We start from the raw sequence: 17,436 nt of genomic DNA, 5'->3' as shown, positions 1-17,436 counted from the left end.
TTCCTATTTTTGCTGTTTTCCCAATTGCGCACTTACTTCATTGATAAATTACTACCGATTGAAGTCATTACTTGATTTCGTTTAGTTAAAACTGGTTTTTAGTTCAGAAATTTTATCTAATTTTAATAGCACTATAAAACCATAACGATGAAAACTAAAATTTTACTAATTTTCCTTTGCCTTGTTGGCAACATGGCATTTGCCCAGGATGCCGACATTCAGAAAAAACTCAAAGGATTTGACAGGGAAATGGCAAAAGCGCTGAAGGACTGGAATATGCCCGGCGTAGGCGTGGGAATTGTGAAAGACGGCAAACTCGTGTTTGTTAAAGGCTACGGCTACCGCGACTACGAAAAAAAACTGCCCATCACCGCCAACACTTTATTTCCTATCGCTTCCAACACCAAACTCTTTACCGCCACTGCCGTAGGATTTTTGGTGAACGAAGGAAAACTGGACTGGGACAAACCTATCAAAACCTATGTACCGGCCATTCAGTTTTACAACAACGAACTCAACAATACCATTACGATTCGTGATATGTTGGCGCACAGAACCGGCGTTACGCGACATGATTTAATTTGGTTTAAATCCACTTTCACCAGAAACGAACTTTTTGAAAAACTTAAATATCTGGAACCGGCTCAGTCTCTGCGTCAGGGATTTCTGTACAATAACCTGATGTACGCCGCCTCCGGACATATTATCGAAATTATCGAAGGCAAGACCTGGGAAAGCTACCTGAAAGAAAGAATCTTTGGCCCGCTGAAAATGAACAGTACGGTTTTCAGTATCGGTGACATGAAAAAACAGCAGGATATTTTTGTTCCATTCAATGAAAAAAGAGACACCGATGTGCTTTACCAAATACCTTATCTTGAAGAAACTGAAGGTTTAGGTCCCGCAGGCTCGGTGATTTCTAACATCAATGATCTCTCGCACTGGCTTTCTGCACTTATGAATAAAGGAATATTTGAAGGAAAACAGGTCATTCCGGAAGCGGTGGTGAAAGCGACAATGGAACCTTCCATTGTTCTGAAAAACGGACTGCTTGACCAGGGTTTTATGGAAGTCTTGAACCCTGTTTACGGAATGGGCCGGCAGTCGGTTTCTTACCGTGGACATCAGCTTGTGCTGCATGGTGGCGACCTGCCGGGGATTCATTCGCAGATTTCCTATATGCCACAGGACAATGTCGGCGTGATTGTATTTGTTATCGGCGATCACAGCTTTTCTTACAATTCCATCACTTATAATATTTACGAACATCTCTTGGGACTTTCCGTAACACCCTGGACTGAAAGAGGTATCAAAAACCGTGATGCCGCAAAAAAACTGGGAAAAGAAGGCCGCGCAAAAGCCATGGAAGGACAGGTTAAAAATACAAAACCTTCACACCCATTAGCCGATTACATGGGCGATTTTGAAAACGATGCTTACGGAATCATCAATATTTCCCAGAAAGACGGACAGCTGTTTTTTACTAAATATAAAATCCAGCTGCCGATGCATCATTTTCATTACGACCGCTTTGATACCGTAAATGATGAAGAACTAGGATTTTATTCACTAAATTATCAAACCAACCCGCAGGGAGAAATTGACAGGTTTGTCGTATCGATGGATGAAGGGGAAGTAACATTTGCTAAAAAAGCGGACGCCGGTTTAAGCAATGAAGAAACCTTAAAACAGTACACCGGAACTTATAAAATAGGCACCAGTAAAATAGAAGTTGTTTTAAAGAACAAAAATCATTTATTTATCACCGGATCGCCTGATCTGGAACTGATTCCTTACAAACCGCATCTCTTTAAAACTAAAGAATATGCTGATTTTACAATTGAATTTATCCTGGAAAACGGAAAAGTAACCGCCATGAAACAGAAAGACGGCACCGGAGAATACGAGATTAAAAAAGATGATTCGGGCAAATAAGAGAAATACAGAATAAAAAGGCTGCTCTTACCGAACAGCCTTTTCTGTATTCAGACTTTAATGATAACTGTAATATCTTGCTCCCACAGAAACCGGGTTTTCAGTCTCTATCCTGTTTAATCCAAAACCTTTATAATTTGGATTCACTGACGTTTCGAGCTGTTTTCGGTGAAGCTTTTCGTAGGTTTCAAAACTGATTGAAGTTCTGTTTTTTAGAGCTTCAAATACATTCCATTTTTCTACTACCTTTCTCCATGACGGGCCCACTTTTCCGGCAAAAACTTTGGCTTTCGAACCGCTCCCATAAGCCATGAAACCGATTTTCTGACCGTTGAGATCTTCATTTTGGTCATAACTTACCTGCATCGCAGACATCAAAGCCATAAAAACAGAAGCGGTGTACATATTTCCAACTTCTGAAGACGCGCGCTGTGAAGGTTCAATTTTGTGATTGATGAAACTTACGTATTCTTCAGATTTCGCAACAGACTTCTGCTCTTCGGGGGTTTCATATGAAAGATGATGCTCTATGCTGTAAAGTTCGGTAAAAACTCTTTTCCCATGAAAGGCATAAGGCAAATGGAATATCAGATAACGCCAGTCTTCAGAGGGTTTTGCTATCCCCGTCTGTTCTTTATAATGCTCATAAGCTTCACGGATCCTGTCCTGATAACACTGGTTGGAATACTGCCCGTCGAAAACCGGCTCGTCCGTAAAGATTTCAATTTTATCCGGCATGAATTCTGTTGCGGAATTCAAATCAGATTTTAACGCTGATCTTCTCGGCTTAAAGAAATCAAATACACTTTCTGTGGCAACTCCATATACATTTTCAATTTCCAGAAGTGAAGGATTATCGGAGACTAAAAGTGCGACCGCGCCTCCACCCTGGGTATATTCTCCAGAACTTGCCAGTTCATATTTCGCATAATCTGATGCAATGACGACGGCTTTTTTCCCTGGGTTTGCGCGGCAGAAATCGAGGCAGTTCTGCAAAGCATCCACTCCTCCAACACAGGCAAAAGTCATATCCAAGACATCGCAGTTTTTGAAACATCTTTTTCCGAAATCATCTTCCAGAACCGTTTCCACCATCTGCATTGCGTAGGTGGCAGTGGGTTTTGCCGCATCCAGAGCACTTTCGGTCCCGAGATAAATCCGGGAAATATCTTTCGGGTTCAGTTCGTAATCTTTGATAAGTTTCAGCAACGCTTCTGCTGCGAATGTTGCTGCATCTTCGTGAACATCTGCCAAAGCCATTTTGTGTAAACCTAAACCTTTCTCCAGTTTTGCGGGCTCAATATTTCTTTTTTCTGCTAAATCTTTAATTTCCAAATAAAGGGAAGGAACGTGGAAGCTTGCCGCCTCAATACCATAAATCATACTGCTCAATTTTTATACAAATTTCCGAAAATTATCCTCCATGAAAAAATAAAATTGCCGGAACTGATGCTCCGGCAATTTTTAATCTTCATTAAATGAATTTTATTTATAAGCTTCAATTGCTTTATTAAGGGCAACAACCTGTTGATTAATGGTCGGACTTGAAGGATTAGCTTTCAAAACCGCCATTTTCTTAGCAAGACCGTCTTTGAGGATCTGTACAATCATCATTTTCGCCTGCGGATTATCCCCGATCTGCTTTTTCACCTGGGTTAAAACTTTCGTCACATTTTCCGTTGCTTTTAAATTGTCGGAACTCATGATCCAGTTGAAACCGTCTTCTGCGGAAGCACCAAGGGTAGGATTCTGAAACTTAAGGAAAGGATAAAAAGCAGCTGTAGAAGCAATTGCCGGCATCTGCTTTTCGATCTTGTTTTTTACAATCACCGGTAAAAGTTCTGCAATAAGATCGTCACTTGCGCCTTCCAGTTCAATTTTATCCGCCAGAGCAGCGACTCTTGAAGGATCGATTGCCGAAATTCCGGTCAATGAACTGGCCTTCACAGCATTCGAGACTGCATTCATTCCTTTTTCGAAAAGAGGCAGATACTTTTTGTCTTTTGTTTTGGACAAAGCTGAAACCGCAGCGGCCTGAACCAAAGTTTTTGGATCGCCGGAAGCCATTTTTTCCACTTCAGCCAATGCCGCTTTTGCCTGATCTGCTTTAGATAGATCGAGTCCGCTCAAAGCTTTCATCCGGATCCTGAAATTAGAATCTTTCAGAGCTGCTACCAAAGTTTTCAGGGAAACAGGATTTACACCTTTATTTTCCGCTGCATTTTCCACCGCTTTGTAACGGCTCAGGAATTCTTTAGAACCCAGATACTGTGCAAGGTACTGCTCCGGCGTTTTTGTTTCGGTAAATTCACCGAGTAAAACTCCGTCAGCATTGATATTCACAAATTCATTTTTTGAAACCTGGAAAGAGAAATCGTTTTTTTCTTTCGCGCTTACCCACACATTTTTCCGGGAAGGTTTTCCGTTTTCGTAAACATCGATCGCCAAAGGAAACTGGAAGTTATCACCAATCTGATTCTGGCTGACAGTAACCGTCACCTGCTTTTTTACAGGTTCATAATTAGTTGTATAAGAAACTTTTGGATGACCGGTTCCGTAATACCACTGGTTAAAGAACCAGTTCAGGTCTTTCCCCGAAACTTTTTCAAGAGAGAGACGCAGCTGCTGGGCTTCACCGGTTCCGTATTCGTTGGTTTTCAGATAATCATTTAATCCTGTGAAAAAAGCATCGTCACCCAAGTAATTTCTCAGCATGTGCAGAATAGAGCCTCCTTTGTTGTAAGAAACCCCGTCGAACATGTCTTCTCTGTTGTGATAATTAAACCGTACAAGATTTTTCGAGACGTTGGATGGATCGCGGAAATAACCTTCCGATGCTTTCATCAGGGTATAATCAGCGAAATCTTTTCCGTATTTATGTTCGTTCCACAGATACTCGGAATAATTGGCGAAAGATTCGTTCACGGTAAGGTTGCTCCAGCTTTCTGCCGTTACCAGATCTCCAAACCAGTGATGGAAAAGCTCGTGAGAAATAACGTCTTCCCATTTGTTTTCATCAATTAAATCGCCGGGTTTTTGCTGCGCAGATTCCTGATGAAGAACTGCCGTGGTATTTTCCATTGCACCGGAAACATAATCTCTCGCGGTAATCTGCGAATATTTAGCCCAAGGGAAATCGTAATTCAGTCTTTTGGAAAAGAATTCGATCATTTCAGGAGTGTTCCCGAAAATCTGCTTTGCATACGGTTCGTACTCTTTTTCCACATAATAATCCACCGGAATATTTCTCCATTTATCCTTCACCACTGCGTAATCTCCTACTCCCATGAAAAATAAATACGGCGCGTGTTTTTTGTCCATCACCCAGTGATCCGTTCTCAAGCCGTTGCTTTCTTTGGTAGAAGATTTCATTAATCCGTTGGATAAAGTAACATATTTATCCGGAACCGTCATATAGATTTCCTGGGTTGTTTTCTGATTGGGTTTGTCGATGGTCGGGAACCACGCTGAGCTGGCTTCAGTCTCGCCCTGAGTCCAGATCTGGGTTGGTTTATCCGCCTCTTTTCCCTGTGCGTTCACAAAGTAAAGTCCTTTTGCATCGGTAATTGCCGCGCTTCCTTTGTCTTTTACTTCATTCGGACGCGAGGTATATTTAATGTAAACGGTATAATCCTGATTCCGGTTATACGTTTTATCGAGATTGATTTTTAAAATATCGTTTTTATAATCATATTTCAAAGGTATTTTTGCACCGTTTCTGTCCAGAGCTACTTCATGAATCAGCATCGCTTTTGCATCCAGAACCAAAGAATCGGACGGATAAAAATACGGACTTGCCGTGAGCCATTCTTCGCCGTTCATCTGCTCTTTCGCGTAGTCGAAATTTACTTTCAGTTTGGTATGCTTCAGCTCCGTAGATTTGGTGTGGGTCTGCTGATAGATTTTGTCGCGTCCCGAAGTATCGGTTTGGGCAAAAACGTTGCCTGTAAACAAAATCCCCAGTAAACTGATGGAAATGATGAGTTTTTTCATAATTGATATTAAATGTTATTTTGATTTGGGTTGAATCAGAATATCGAAAATATCATTCACAATATTTTCATACTCTCCTTTTTTAAGCTGTTCCTTACTCTTTGCAAACGCTTTTTTCAGGTCGCTTTCAGCATTTTCATCATCGATGATTTCGACAGATTTAATGCCCTTGATCTGAATTAAAAGCTCCGTCAGTTTTTCGAAACTGGCGTTTTCTTCAAGATTTACTTTTAAAGATTTCATTAGCGAATAAGTCTTTTAATTATTTGAAAAGTTACAAAAAAAGTGAAGCGCGAGGCTTCACTGAATTTCAAATGATCTATTTAAGGTTTAATAAAAATTTCAAATGTTTAGGATCTTTCTTATTGGCCCAAAATAATAGAATTTCAACAGAATCGTTATGGGTCTCAAAAAAAACTTTTATTTGTTTTTTACCTATGAAAGCAAATCTTAAATTAGCGTTGGAGTCTATTTGTGGATAAGATATAATTTTATCCCTTAAAGATTCTATAAGCTTTTCAAGATCGTTATTTAGATTCTGGATTTCCTTTTCAGTCCATCTGTATTCCAAAAATTCAATAATTTCATGAAGAGTTATTAATGCATTTTTTGAATATATTACTTTCATTTTTTTCCAAAAACAGAATCCATTAATTCTTTGGAATGTTCAATATATTCGCCATTTTTTATTTGCTTCCGGCTTTGCTCCATCACTTTCGAAAAAGATTCAGAGTTTTCTAATTCTTCCCATGAATAGGTTTTATCTTTCTCGGAAAACTCTACACTTTTAATCCCTTTAATCTGCGTTAAAAGTTTTTTTATAAAAGCAAGATCCGCGTTTTCTTCTAATTGGATGGTAAGTTCCATTTTGTTGTAATTTTAATCAAAGTTAGAAATTAATTTTCTAAAACACTGGAAAAGAATACATTAAAAAGTTTAAAACACGTTATTAAACCGCAACTGGCGCCTTAATTCCCGGATAAGGATCGTAATCTTCCAAAGTGAAATCTTCAAACTCAAAATCAAAAATATTTTTAATTTCCGGATTCAGTTTCATTTTGGGCAAGGCTTTCGGCGTTCTGGAAAGCTGCCTGTTGACCTGCTCGAAATGGTTGTTATAAATATGAACATCGCCAAAAGTATGTACGTAATCGCCCACTTCCAAACCGCAAACCTGCGCAACCATCATCAGCAGCAACGCATAACTCGCAATATTGAACGGAACACCGAGGAAAACATCAGCACTTCGCTGATACAGCTGCAGCGATAATTTTCCGTCGGCAACGTAAAACTGAAACATCGCGTGGCAAGGCGCTAAAGCCATATTAGGAATTTCAGCAACATTCCATGCGGAAACGATGAGTCTCCGGGAATCCGGATTTTTTTTGATCTGATCAATTACTTCCGAAATCTGATCGATGACTTTTCCGTTGGCTCCGGTCCAGCTTCTCCACTGTGCACCGTACACCGGACCTAAATCACCGCTTTCATCAGCCCATTCGTCCCAGATCGAAACGCCGTTATCATTTAAATATTTTACATTGGTATCACCTTTTAAAAACCAAAGCAATTCGTAAATAATTGATTTTAGATGAACTTTTTTAGTGGTCACCAAAGGAAAACCTTCTGACAGATCATACCGTAACTGGTAACCGAAAATACTTCGGGTGCCGGTGCCGGTTCTGTCGGTCTTATCGGTTCCGTTGTCGATGATATTCTGAAGTAAGTCGAGATAATTTTGCATGATAAGAATGTGGAGTGTTTTTATTTCTACAAAAATAACAAACCTTTTTAATTGGTTGATTAATAAGGTTGATAATTAGATGTTTGATAAAATAGCAAGTGATTGAATTTCACCTGTATTTTATCTGAATTTCCGGTGACTGATTTTAATTTACCAAATTTCTCTTTATCGCTATAATAATTATCCCAATAATCAAATTTGACAGGTCCGAAGCTTTTGATTTTTCCGTATTTTGCTTTATTTAGTGGTTCATTTTCCCAGTAATCAACAAATATATTTCCTATGTTTTTTATCTTCCCATATCTTGCGGTGTCGAAACCGTCTCTATCCCAGTAATCTACCGGAATCGTTCCAATATTTTTTACTCTTCCAAATTTTTCTTTTTCGTAATTGTGGTTGTCCCAATAGTCGATTGTAACTTTACCAATACTTTTCACCTTCCCGTATCTTGCATCATTCACGTTGAAAGTCAGCCAATATTCAATCTTTGTATCCCCACAATTTTTGAGTTTTCCGTATTTTTCTTTTTCAAAATGTTCATTGTCATAATAATCAAAACTGCCGTTAAAATTATTTGTTGTAAAACCTGAAATACTGCCATTTTCAGTAAGAAAAAACACAAATTCTTCAGTATAAATTTCTATAGAACCTAAACTACCTCCACCAAATGACGCTACCACTTTCTGCATCTGTTGTGCCTGAATGTTTATAAAAGTCAGAAGCAAAGACCAACATAAAACAAATTTTAATTTCATATTTCTAATTTTTACCAGATATTTTTAATGGTCTGTTTTACCGCATTAATAACAAAAACATCCTTATTAACTTTTCCTGTCATCGCTTGTGCTAAAGGACTTTCAGGGGAAATTAAAAATATTTTATGATGATCAGTTTCAAGAGAGCCTAAGGAAACTGCAATATAAAACATGCCTTTATCCGTTTCTACCAGACTTCCCAAACCGACGGTCTGATGAAGATTGGTATTGATTAATTTCAAAGAATTTTTCGCCCGCAGATTTTCATTCAGCTGAATCTGCAGATTATTGATCTCCTGCTGCACCATTTCCCGAGAAGTTTCGTATTTATCGCCCATGGAACTTTTCGTTTCGTTGTTGGCAGCGCGGGTTTCGGCAATCAGATGTTCTAAATGACCAATTTTTTCTGATAATTTATCATGAATGATTTTCAGGATTTCGGATTTGTTCATTCAGCGCCTATTTTTCCATTACTGCATATCCGCCGACCGGTAAATAAAAACTTTTATCCTGGGAAAAATCCTTTACCGGACCACTGAACACATTTCTAAATGCTCCGGAAACATTTTCATCACCGATGGTAAAAGAGACATTCTCTTTAGAGAAATTGAGAACAACCAACACCTCATCTTTACCGTTTTTTCTGACATAAGCTAACACTTTATCGTCTGCCGAAGTTTTCAGAATCTGAGTTTTTGCTGCTGGATCACCGCCTCTCAATGCCGGATTATCTGATTTTAGGTTTAGCAAAGTTTTGTAGAAACCGTGAAGTTCATTATTTCCTGTCCACGGGATTGGATCTTTCTCGAAAAACTCCAGTCTTTTCGTTTTCAGTGGAAGTTCCTGGCCGTTGTAAATCAACGGAACTCCATTCCAGGTTACCGAAAACACGGCTAAAGGTTTTGCCAGAACGCCATATTTTTCATATTCGGTTCCGTTCCAGGTATTTTCGTCATGATTGGAAGTAAACCAGGCTCTCATCGAACCGTCGCCAATCGCTGAATATCTTGACAGAAGATTTTTTAAATCATCAAAAGAAGCTTTCCCGTCGTTATAACCTTTTGTTTTGTGCATCCAGTTCCAGATATAACTTGCATCGAAAACTTTCCCGTAATCAGGATTATCGAGTTCATCGAATTCTCCGAGCCAGAAAAGCGGTTTCAGTTTTTCCACTTCCGGTCTTGCCTGCTGCCAGAAATCCACTTCTACCCAAGCAGCAAGGTCGCATCGGAATCCGTCGATATTGGTTTCCCGAACCCAGAATTTCATGGCATCAATCATTGCCAGCCTCATTTTCGGGTTGCTGTAATCCAGTTCAATGATATCATCCATTCCGGAAGCGATCTGAAAATCGTTGGTTTTAGGATCTTTGAGATAAAAATCTGGATTTGTTTTCGTCCATACATGATCCCAACCCGTGTGATTGGCAACCCAGTCGATGATGACTTTGAAACCCATTTTATGAGCCTCATCAACCATATGTTTAAAATCTTCCATCGTTCCGAATTCCGGATTGATGGCAGTGTAATCCTGCGCTGCATACTGACTTCCCAAAGGTCCTTTTTTGTTTTTCTGCGCGATTGGAGTAATCGGCATAAACCAAAGGGTCTTCACTCCCATGTCTTTCAGCCGCGGCATTTCTTTTTCAAAAGCGCGGAAAGTGCCTTCCGGAGTGTACTGTCTTATATTAACTTCGTAAATATTGGTGGTATGTTTCCACTCGCTCGGCAAATCGTTCATTGTGGTGGATTTTTGGGTGGTGCAGGAAATAATTCCCAAGCCTATAATTGCTAAAAGGATGAGTTTTTTCATTCTGATGATTTAAGACAAATGTATTGTTTTTAAATTGAAATTCCGAATGAGACCGGATTAAAAGAATCATGTCCGGACTTAAGAAAACTTGTAATTACATCAGGAAAACAAAGTGAAAATTAACTGTTGGGCATAAAAAAACCCCGAAAATATCGGGGCTGTATATTTTAAACTTCTTCGGAAGAATCATCTTCGAAAAAGTCGTCATTGAAGTCATCTTCTTCTTCGTCGTCATCGAAACTTTCATCGTCATCATCTGCAAAATTTCCGCTGGTGAAATTTTCGTCAAAATTATCAAAATCATCATCCAGCAAAGGCATTACCGAATTTTTCGCGGCTTTTTTTCCGCCCGATTTAGTTGGCGCTTTCAAAGGCATGTTTCCGAAACGGAAAACGGTAATTGGATAATTTACAGCGGGTTTTTCGTCAATGATTTCTACCAGCTCGCAGAAAAACTCCCACAGATCCATAAAACCATACTGAAAATGCAGCTTATCACCTACCTGCTCAAAAGCTTCAGAAATATAAACATCCGACATGATTTCGCCCTCACCGTCATCGCTCATATCTTCGAGGGGAACTGTCTTCACCACGGTACCTTCTTCATCCAGAATATTGAAAAGAGATAAATCTTCTCCCAAAAGAGAGAATGCACTTTTAATTCCCAAATGAAGATTCCAAAGATTTTGTTTGTCTTTAATTTCGACATCTCTGAAAACATCGTCTTTGGTATCTAAAATAATGCGGATTTTATAAACCATTTTAGCTTTTAAATTTAGTGTGAGTTTAGATTGATTTTCGGGTACAAAGATAAAACAATTGCATTTTGACAAAAAAAATATTTGTCCGCTTTTATTAAAAAAGTTTTGCTTAAATTTTGCCGTTTCCTAATTGCTCTTTTCCAGCATAAAACTGAATTCGGTACCTTCCAAATATACACTTTCTACAGAGATGTTTTCGCCGTGCGCTTCCAAGATGTGTTTTACGATCGCCAGCCCGAGCCCGGAACCGCCGTCGTTACGGTTTCTGCTGGTTTCAACGCGGTAAAATCTTTCAAAAATACGGGGCAGCACTTCAGGTTTTATTCCCATCCCGTTGTCTTCCACTTTTACCAGAACTTTGTTTCTGAGGATATGGGTTCTGATGATAATCTGCGCTTTTTCCCGGTTTGCGTAATGAATAGCATTGGAGATTAAGTTGATGAGAACCTGGGAAATTTTCTGCTTATCGGCATTCACAAAGATCTGGGTTGCAGAAGTATGAAGCAGCACTTTCGAATCTTTACGCTGGGCTTCGAGATCGAGAAGATCGATGATTTCCCGGATGAGCATATTGATATCAAATCTGCTGATATTTAAAGTAATTTCGCCGGATTCGTACTGATTAATCATATCCAGATCCTTTACGATATTCAGCAGACGTTCTACGGATTTATCGATGCGTTCGAGATATTTATCCCGGATCGCAAGATTCTCAACGCCTCCGTCGATAAGCGTTTCGACATAACCCTGGATGGAAAAAAGCGGCGTTTTCAGTTCATGCGAAACGTTTCCGATATATTCTTTCCGGTAGGTTTCCATTTCCTTCATCGTTACCATTTCGGTGGCATTTTTCTGACTGAATTCGGAAACTCTTTCCCCCAATTCCTGAAAATTCATGTCACTGTCGTCTTCATGGATGAAATCTTCCGGAAGAATGGTGGAAATCTTTTTGATCTGTTTTTTGCCGTACACATTAAAGAGGTAATCTAAAATGAGATAATTAAAAACGAATATAAAAACTACACACAGAAAAAGGGTAATATAAAAATTGTTTCTTTCGTGAAAAACCGCGTCATTGGAATAGTCAAAAACCAATGCAATGACCGACATCACCACCGTTAAAAAAACAGAAGCCAGTAAAGTAAGTTTGTGAAACCTCATCTCACAAATTTACACAACTAATTTGTAACCAATTCCTTTTAAAGTCTGAATGGTGTGGATCCCTAGCTTTTCGCGGAGTCTTCGGATGTGCACATCGATGGTTCTTTCGCCAACAATAACATCATTGCCCCAAACTTTTTCAAGAATTTCTTCGCGTTTGAAAACTTTATTGGTGTTGGAAGCCAAGAGATAAAGCAGGTCGAATTCCTTTTTAGGAAGAAGAAACTGCTGTCCCGCTTTGGATACACGGAAGTTGTCTTTATCGATAATCAGGTCGCCAACGGCAATGTTTTTAGCAGCATCAGAAACCTGAGAAGTAAGCTGTAAAAGAGCGTTCACTTTAGAAATAAGGACTTTTGGCTTGATGATCTTTACGATATAATCGTTTGCGCCGGCCTGAAAGCCTGCAAGCTGAGAAAATTCTTCACTTCGTGCGGAGAGAAAAACGATCAGGGTTTTTTGAAGCTCCTTGATTTTCCTTAAATCCTGACAGGTTTCGATACCGTCTTTTTCGGGCATCATCACGTCCAGAAGGATCAGATCCGGGATAATCTGTTTTGCTTTTTCAATGCCTTCGTTTCCGTTGATGGCAGTGCAAACTTCGTAGCCTTCTTTTTCAAGATTGTAGGATAATATCTCTAATATATCCTGTTCATCGTCAATTAAAAGAATTTTTTTCTGATTCATCTTTACTATTTAACCTCCCAAAGTTAATCAAAAATAAAGTCGGCAACAGTAACATTTGCAATGTTCATAATTAGTTAATATTTCGTCCTTTCCGTTCAGAATTTATTAAAACAAACTTAAAACTCACGAAACACCTAACCGCCGGGTTATTTATTCCTTTGCAACAAGAGAAATCTTATTAAATAGAATCAATGAAAATGAGCAAACTAAGTATTGCGGTTTTTTTTCTAAGCTGTTCGACAACAGTATTATACGCACAGGAAACTAAAAGCGATTCACTAAAGAAAGAAAAGCGTATTGAAGGGGTTACGATACAGGGAAATGTGAAAAAAAGCTCTGAAAGTAACATTATCAGCCTTCAGAGGAAATCAGTTGAAGTGATTGAACGTGTGGGCGCAGCCCAGCTTGACAAGCAGGGAGTCAGCGATGTCGCAGTGGCGGTAACTAAAGCCACCGGAGCGCAAAAACAGGAAGGCAGCGGACAGGTTTTCATTCGCGGACTGGGAGACCGGAATAACGCCACCACAATGAATGGCCTGCCTATTCCGTCTAATGATCCCATTTATAAGAACATTGATCTGAGCATCATTAAAACGGATATGATCGATTACGTGGGTCTGGAAAAAGTATACAACCCAAAAATGTGGGGAGATATGTCGGGAGCCAATATAGATATTGTTTCCAAAGTGTACACCGGTAAACCTTATTTTAAGATTAATCTTGGATCATCGGTCAATACTAATGCATTAAAGAAAAATAATTTCTATTTACAGAACGGCCCGGATTATTTCGGATTTAAGCAAATTACCAAACCGTCCAATGCTGCTTTTGTAAACAACGGTTACGTTTTTAAAACTTCATGGGCGAACAGAGAAGTATTCACCCGCATTAATTCATCTCTGGGAATTGATTTCGGCAGAACTTTTAATATTGGCAGTGAAGGAAAACTGAGCCTTTTTGGTTTCGGCTCTTTTGACAATAATTACGGGTATAAAGAAGGTATCACAAGATCAGTTGATAATGTTGGTATTGCTACAAAAGACCTTTTTGGAACTGAGTATTCTTACGGCACCAATTCTACCGGGCTAGTCAATTTGAACTACAAAATCAACAGCAGCCATAATCTGAAATTTGTCTCCAATTATATTCATACCACCGAACAGAAATTAGAAAATTACTCAGGTTATATAAGAGACACGAACGAAAACCGAGCCGATGAAACGGCGCTGCTGAGAAGAGCAAATTATAAAACAAACGATTTATTCATTAATCAGCTCGCTGGTGAACACCAAATTTCTTCGCCACTGAAACTGTACTGGAATTTAGGATTTAACAGACTCGACAGCCGAAGACCAGACAGAATGCAGAATATCTCCATTTATAACCATACAACCGATTCCAATTATTTCGGGGCAAGTAACCCGGGCGCCAACCACCGGTATTTCGACAAACTGATCGAGAATGATTATGTGGGAGACCTCCACGCTGATTATCAGTTCAACGAAAATGCAAAACTGAGCTTCGGATATAATGGAAGATTTAAGAAAAGTGACTTCCGTGCCACCCAGTTTAACCTCAGAGTAAACGCCGTACCCGGCAGCTATTATCTGGACAGCAATGATTACGGAAGCTTCTTCAACACCAATAATTATGCTGCAGGTTTTTTTGATATCGTGACCTTCCGCGGTGATATTAAATGGAATCCTGAAAGCGCACTGATTCCGCAATACTATAAGTCAGAAATGCTCAATAATGCCGGTTACGCGAATATCGATTACAGGTTCAGCGACAGGCTCACCGCACAGATAGGAGTAAGATATGATCATCTTGACCAAAAGATCAATTACAGCACCTCCATTAAAGAAGGAAAGGTTGATAAAAAATATTCTAAAATATTACCGGCTTTAAATTTGAAATACAGTCTTAACGATACCAATAACTTAAGGTTCTCGGCATCCAAAACATATACAACACCGCTTCTTTTGGAAACTGCCCCTTACGAATATGAAGAAGTGGACGAACTGAGTTTTGGTAACCCTACCCTTTATCCTTCGGATAATTACAATGCCGACCTGAAGTGGGAATGGTTTCCTAAAAAAGGCGAAGTAATTTCAGTTACTGCTTTCGGGAAATATATACAGAATCCTATTTCCAGAGTTACCGTTAATTCTTCTTCCAACTCTGTTTCGTTTGTCAATATCGGCGACAGAGGCCATGTTTATGGTTTGGAAATGGAATTCAGAAAAGACCTTTATCAGCAGAACAATACCAAAATCTACACTTTCCTCAACGGTACTTATCTGAACACCAGCCAGGAACTCAGTAAAGAAAAAGTATCAGCAGAAACCACTACGCCTTATTCCAACACAATTTCGATCGATCCGTCCAAAACGAAAGATAAAATGCAGGGTGCATCAGATTTTCTTGCAAACGTAAATCTGGGAATCGAGCAGAAATGGGGCGATAAAAACACTTTGGACTTCGTCGTTTCCTATTCCCATATTTCAGATAATATTTACGCAATTGGTTACGCAACCAAAGGAAATCTTGTGGATAAAGCCATCAATATGCTCGATGCCGTAGCAAAAGTAAATTTCGGTAACGGCATCGGATTTTCAGTAAGCGGCAAAAACCTGCTGAATCCGAGCTTTACAAGAGTGCAGGACAATACAAACGGAGAAGTAACCGTGAAAGACCATAAGAAAGGAATGAACCTCGGAATCGGAGTTTCCTATCAGTTTTAGCAATCAAATTCAAATAAATCATTTAAAGTAAAAATTATGAAAAAGAACCATTTAAAAGTATTGGCATTAGCACTTTTATTACCTGCTGCTTTCGCTGTTCAGTCTTGCAGTAACGAAGACGATCCTATCCCGCCAGCAACAGCAACCGGAATTGCTTCAAACCCTAATGATTTCAGAGGTGAAGTAAAATCCGGCGAAAAGGTAACTCTTGATGCGACTGAAGTATATAAACTGACTGGTGGAGTTCACGTGAAAGATGGCGGGCAGCTCATCATTCCTGCCGGAACAAGAATTGAATCCACAGGAGGAACGTCAGCATACGTCACAGTTGAACAGGGCGGCAAAATCTTTGCAAACGGAACTGCATCTGCACCGGTTGTCTTTACTTCTCCAACTGGCGCGCCAGGAAGCTGGGGCGGTATTGTAATCGCCGGTAAAGCTCCAATCAACAAAGGAACCACGGCATCTGCGGAAGTAGGAAACGCAACCTATGGCGGAACTGTTGCTAATGACAATTCAGGATCTTTAACCTACGTAAGAATCGAGCATTCCGGAGCAATCTTTACAGGAGAAAAAGAATTCAACGGGCTTTCCCTTTTCGGAGTGGGGAGTGGAACAACCATCAGCAACATCTCCATTTTAAACGGAGCGGATGACGGAATCGAATTTTTTGGTGGAACCGTAAATGTTTCGAATATTATTTCCGTAGGAAATGAAGATGACGGTTTCGACTGGACTGAAGGCTGGAACGGAACAGCAACTAATGTTTACACCAAAAGAAGAGCAAACGGAATTGGGAACCGAGGAATAGAAGCTGATAACAATGCTGAGAACAACAATGCCGAGCCAAGATCTAACCCCACTATAAAAAATGCAACTTTCATCGGTGCAACAAGCGGTGAATCTGACGGCATCAAACTAAGAGTCGGGACTTATGCAACCATCGATAATGTGGTTTTATCCAACTGGAATACGGGAATTAATGTAGAGCACGACGCTTCTGTTGCCTATTTTAATGGTACCGGAAAAATAACCAACGTAAAATTTGACGCAGTTACTACAAAAGCTTCTGTAAAAGCAAGTGCAGGAAGCATTGCCGCAGTATTACTGGCAAATACCTTCGTCGAAAACGCCAGCGCAACGGGAGCCGGAAACGGAACCGCTGCTCCAGCCTGGGCTGCAACCTGGGGCGGATTATAAGTTTTCATTAATTTTCATTCATATCAAATTAAAACCACCGGCTTACCGGTGGTTTTTTTTGTTAACATTCCGTTCATATTGCAACTTGCTGAATCAACACGATTTAACTGTTTTTTATATTCCAATATTAAATTTTCGCTTTACAATGTGAATTTAATATGAATTATTTGTTAATCAAAAATTAATTTCCTTGCTTTGTATCAGAAAAGGGGGAAATACCCAATTAATTCAATTAAAAAAGGAGCATTATGAAAAATATGATTAAACTGTTCGGGGTTCTGGGAATTATAATATCAGCTGGTTTAACTTCTCATATGAAGGCGCAGGAAAACAATGTGATTAAAGAGGTGAAAATTAGCGGCAATGACGGATTTGGTGAACTTAGAAATCTGGTGATGCAGAATTTCGATTTTACCAATCCCAATCTGACAGAAGGAAAAATCAACAGCGAAGTGAAATTCGAAGTGTCTGAAAACGGCAAAATCGAGCACGTCACTGTAAACGGAGACTGCAAATACGTCAACAAAGAAATTCAGGAGGTGATGACTCATCTTCTTTACAGATTTGCTGATTCATCCAAAATGAACGCAGTGTATGTGCTGCCGATCACCGTTTTTATTGCCTCCAGATAATATTTTGGGATT

16 protein-coding genes are annotated in these 17,436 nt (G+C 39.5%); 4 read left to right on the top strand and 12 right to left on the bottom strand.

All coding sequences use genetic code 11. From position 1 onward, the window contains the following. Window positions 1-147: 147 nt before the first annotated feature. On the top strand, window positions 148-1,935 hold the full coding sequence (locus tag KSK37_RS00200) for a serine hydrolase (RefSeq protein WP_217198730.1): 1,788 nt from the start codon (window positions 148-150) through the stop codon (window positions 1,933-1,935). Window positions 1,936-1,992: 57 nt separating this feature from the next. Here the strand turns inward: KSK37_RS00200 and KSK37_RS00195 are convergent, their stop codons facing one another. From KSK37_RS00195 to KSK37_RS00140, 12 genes are all read right to left on the bottom strand, one after another. Next, on the bottom strand, window positions 1,993-3,318 hold the full coding sequence (locus KSK37_RS00195; RefSeq protein WP_217198727.1) for a hydroxymethylglutaryl-CoA synthase family protein: 1,326 nt from the start codon (window positions 3,316-3,318) through the stop codon (window positions 1,993-1,995). 102 nt (window positions 3,319-3,420) lie between these two features. After that, on the bottom strand, window positions 3,421-5,928 hold the full coding sequence (locus tag KSK37_RS00190) for a M1 family aminopeptidase (RefSeq protein ID WP_217198725.1): 2,508 nt from the start codon (window positions 5,926-5,928) through the stop codon (window positions 3,421-3,423). A gap of 15 nt (window positions 5,929-5,943) precedes the next feature. Continuing rightward, on the bottom strand, window positions 5,944-6,171 hold the full coding sequence (locus tag KSK37_RS00185; protein ID WP_088358501.1) for a hypothetical protein: 228 nt from the start codon (window positions 6,169-6,171) through the stop codon (window positions 5,944-5,946). A gap of 76 nt (window positions 6,172-6,247) precedes the next feature. Next, entirely contained in the window at window positions 6,248-6,556 is a 309-nt protein-coding gene (locus KSK37_RS00180; RefSeq protein WP_217198723.1) for a type II toxin-antitoxin system RelE/ParE family toxin, read from the bottom strand. After that, a complete protein-coding gene (locus KSK37_RS00175; RefSeq protein ID WP_217198720.1) occupies window positions 6,553-6,795 on the bottom strand; it encodes a hypothetical protein in 243 nt (80 codons plus the stop codon). The genes KSK37_RS00180 and KSK37_RS00175 overlap by 4 nt, the downstream gene beginning before the upstream one ends. Window positions 6,796-6,877: 82 nt before the next feature. Beyond that, a complete protein-coding gene (locus KSK37_RS00170; RefSeq protein ID WP_217198718.1) occupies window positions 6,878-7,672 on the bottom strand; it encodes a thymidylate synthase in 795 nt (264 codons plus the stop codon). A 59-nt stretch (window positions 7,673-7,731) separates the two neighbouring features. Continuing rightward, entirely contained in the window at window positions 7,732-8,427 is a 696-nt protein-coding gene (locus tag KSK37_RS00165; RefSeq protein ID WP_217198715.1) for a hypothetical protein, read from the bottom strand. An 11-nt stretch (window positions 8,428-8,438) separates the two neighbouring features. Beyond that, window positions 8,439-8,879 (bottom strand): hypothetical protein, encoded by a 441-nt coding sequence (locus KSK37_RS00160; RefSeq protein WP_217198713.1) that lies wholly within the window; start codon window positions 8,877-8,879, stop codon window positions 8,439-8,441. A gap of 7 nt (window positions 8,880-8,886) precedes the next feature. Beyond that, window positions 8,887-10,239 carry an alpha-amylase family glycosyl hydrolase gene (locus tag KSK37_RS00155; RefSeq protein WP_217198710.1) on the bottom strand — a complete coding sequence of 451 codons (1,353 nt, stop codon included), beginning with the start codon at window positions 10,237-10,239 and terminating at the stop codon, window positions 8,887-8,889. A 167-nt stretch (window positions 10,240-10,406) separates the two neighbouring features. Then, complete coding sequence (locus tag KSK37_RS00150; protein ID WP_088358508.1) at window positions 10,407-11,000, bottom strand: IS1096 element passenger TnpR family protein; 594 nt, start codon at window positions 10,998-11,000, stop codon at window positions 10,407-10,409. 126 nt (window positions 11,001-11,126) lie between these two features. Beyond that, window positions 11,127-12,161 (bottom strand): sensor histidine kinase, encoded by a 1,035-nt coding sequence (locus tag KSK37_RS00145; protein WP_217198709.1) that lies wholly within the window; start codon window positions 12,159-12,161, stop codon window positions 11,127-11,129. Window positions 12,162-12,170: 9 nt separating this feature from the next. After that, the gene (locus KSK37_RS00140; protein WP_217198708.1) at window positions 12,171-12,848 is read right to left on the bottom strand and encodes a response regulator transcription factor; all 678 of its coding nucleotides are present in this window, start codon (window positions 12,846-12,848) and stop codon (window positions 12,171-12,173) included. 191 nt (window positions 12,849-13,039) lie between these two features. Here KSK37_RS00140 and KSK37_RS00135 point away from each other — a divergent pair, with 191 nt between their 5' ends. The 3 genes from KSK37_RS00135 to KSK37_RS00125 all read left to right on the top strand — a co-directional run bounded on the left by KSK37_RS00135 (window position 13,040) and on the right by KSK37_RS00125 (window position 17,424). Continuing rightward, window positions 13,040-15,592: a TonB-dependent receptor domain-containing protein gene (locus KSK37_RS00135; protein WP_217198707.1), complete on the top strand. Its 2,553-nt coding sequence runs from the start codon at window positions 13,040-13,042 to the stop codon at window positions 15,590-15,592. A 36-nt stretch (window positions 15,593-15,628) separates the two neighbouring features. Beyond that, window positions 15,629-16,792: a hypothetical protein gene (locus KSK37_RS00130; protein WP_217198706.1), complete on the top strand. Its 1,164-nt coding sequence runs from the start codon at window positions 15,629-15,631 to the stop codon at window positions 16,790-16,792. Between the two features lie 248 nt (window positions 16,793-17,040). Further along, complete coding sequence (locus KSK37_RS00125; RefSeq protein WP_217198705.1) at window positions 17,041-17,424, top strand: hypothetical protein; 384 nt, start codon at window positions 17,041-17,043, stop codon at window positions 17,422-17,424. Window positions 17,425-17,436: the final 12 nt, after the last annotated feature.

The sequence above is a fragment of the Kaistella soli genome (genome assembly GCF_019038595.1).
GTDB lineage: Bacteria > Bacteroidota > Bacteroidia > Flavobacteriales > Weeksellaceae > Kaistella > Kaistella soli.
The sequence above is the reverse complement of the archived record's forward strand: the minus strand, read 5'-3'. Positions and strand labels throughout refer to the sequence as shown.

Bases quoted from the DNA above. Each gene is read 5' to 3' on its own strand.
- KSK37_RS00200 (WP_217198730.1), top strand. From the start codon at position 148: ATGAAAACTAAAATTTTACTAATTTTCCTTTGCCTTGTTGGCAACATG.
- KSK37_RS00195 (WP_217198727.1), bottom strand. From the start codon at position 3,318: ATGATTTATGGTATTGAGGCGGCAAGCTTCCACGTTCCTTCCCTTTAT.
- KSK37_RS00190 (WP_217198725.1), bottom strand. From the start codon at position 5,928: ATGAAAAAACTCATCATTTCCATCAGTTTACTGGGGATTTTGTTTACA.
- KSK37_RS00185 (WP_088358501.1), bottom strand. From the start codon at position 6,171: ATGAAATCTTTAAAAGTAAATCTTGAAGAAAACGCCAGTTTCGAAAAA.
- KSK37_RS00180 (WP_217198723.1), bottom strand. From the start codon at position 6,556: ATGAAAGTAATATATTCAAAAAATGCATTAATAACTCTTCATGAAATT.
- KSK37_RS00175 (WP_217198720.1), bottom strand. From the start codon at position 6,795: ATGGAACTTACCATCCAATTAGAAGAAAACGCGGATCTTGCTTTTATA.
- KSK37_RS00170 (WP_217198718.1), bottom strand. From the start codon at position 7,672: ATGCAAAATTATCTCGACTTACTTCAGAATATCATCGACAACGGAACC.
- KSK37_RS00165 (WP_217198715.1), bottom strand. From the start codon at position 8,427: ATGAAATTAAAATTTGTTTTATGTTGGTCTTTGCTTCTGACTTTTATA.
- KSK37_RS00160 (WP_217198713.1), bottom strand. From the start codon at position 8,879: ATGAACAAATCCGAAATCCTGAAAATCATTCATGATAAATTATCAGAA.
- KSK37_RS00155 (WP_217198710.1), bottom strand. From the start codon at position 10,239: ATGAAAAAACTCATCCTTTTAGCAATTATAGGCTTGGGAATTATTTCC.
- KSK37_RS00150 (WP_088358508.1), bottom strand. From the start codon at position 11,000: ATGGTTTATAAAATCCGCATTATTTTAGATACCAAAGACGATGTTTTC.
- KSK37_RS00145 (WP_217198709.1), bottom strand. From the start codon at position 12,161: ATGAGGTTTCACAAACTTACTTTACTGGCTTCTGTTTTTTTAACGGTG.
- KSK37_RS00140 (WP_217198708.1), bottom strand. From the start codon at position 12,848: ATGAATCAGAAAAAAATTCTTTTAATTGACGATGAACAGGATATATTA.
- KSK37_RS00135 (WP_217198707.1), top strand. From the start codon at position 13,040: ATGAAAATGAGCAAACTAAGTATTGCGGTTTTTTTTCTAAGCTGTTCG.
- KSK37_RS00130 (WP_217198706.1), top strand. From the start codon at position 15,629: ATGAAAAAGAACCATTTAAAAGTATTGGCATTAGCACTTTTATTACCT.
- KSK37_RS00125 (WP_217198705.1), top strand. From the start codon at position 17,041: ATGAAAAATATGATTAAACTGTTCGGGGTTCTGGGAATTATAATATCA.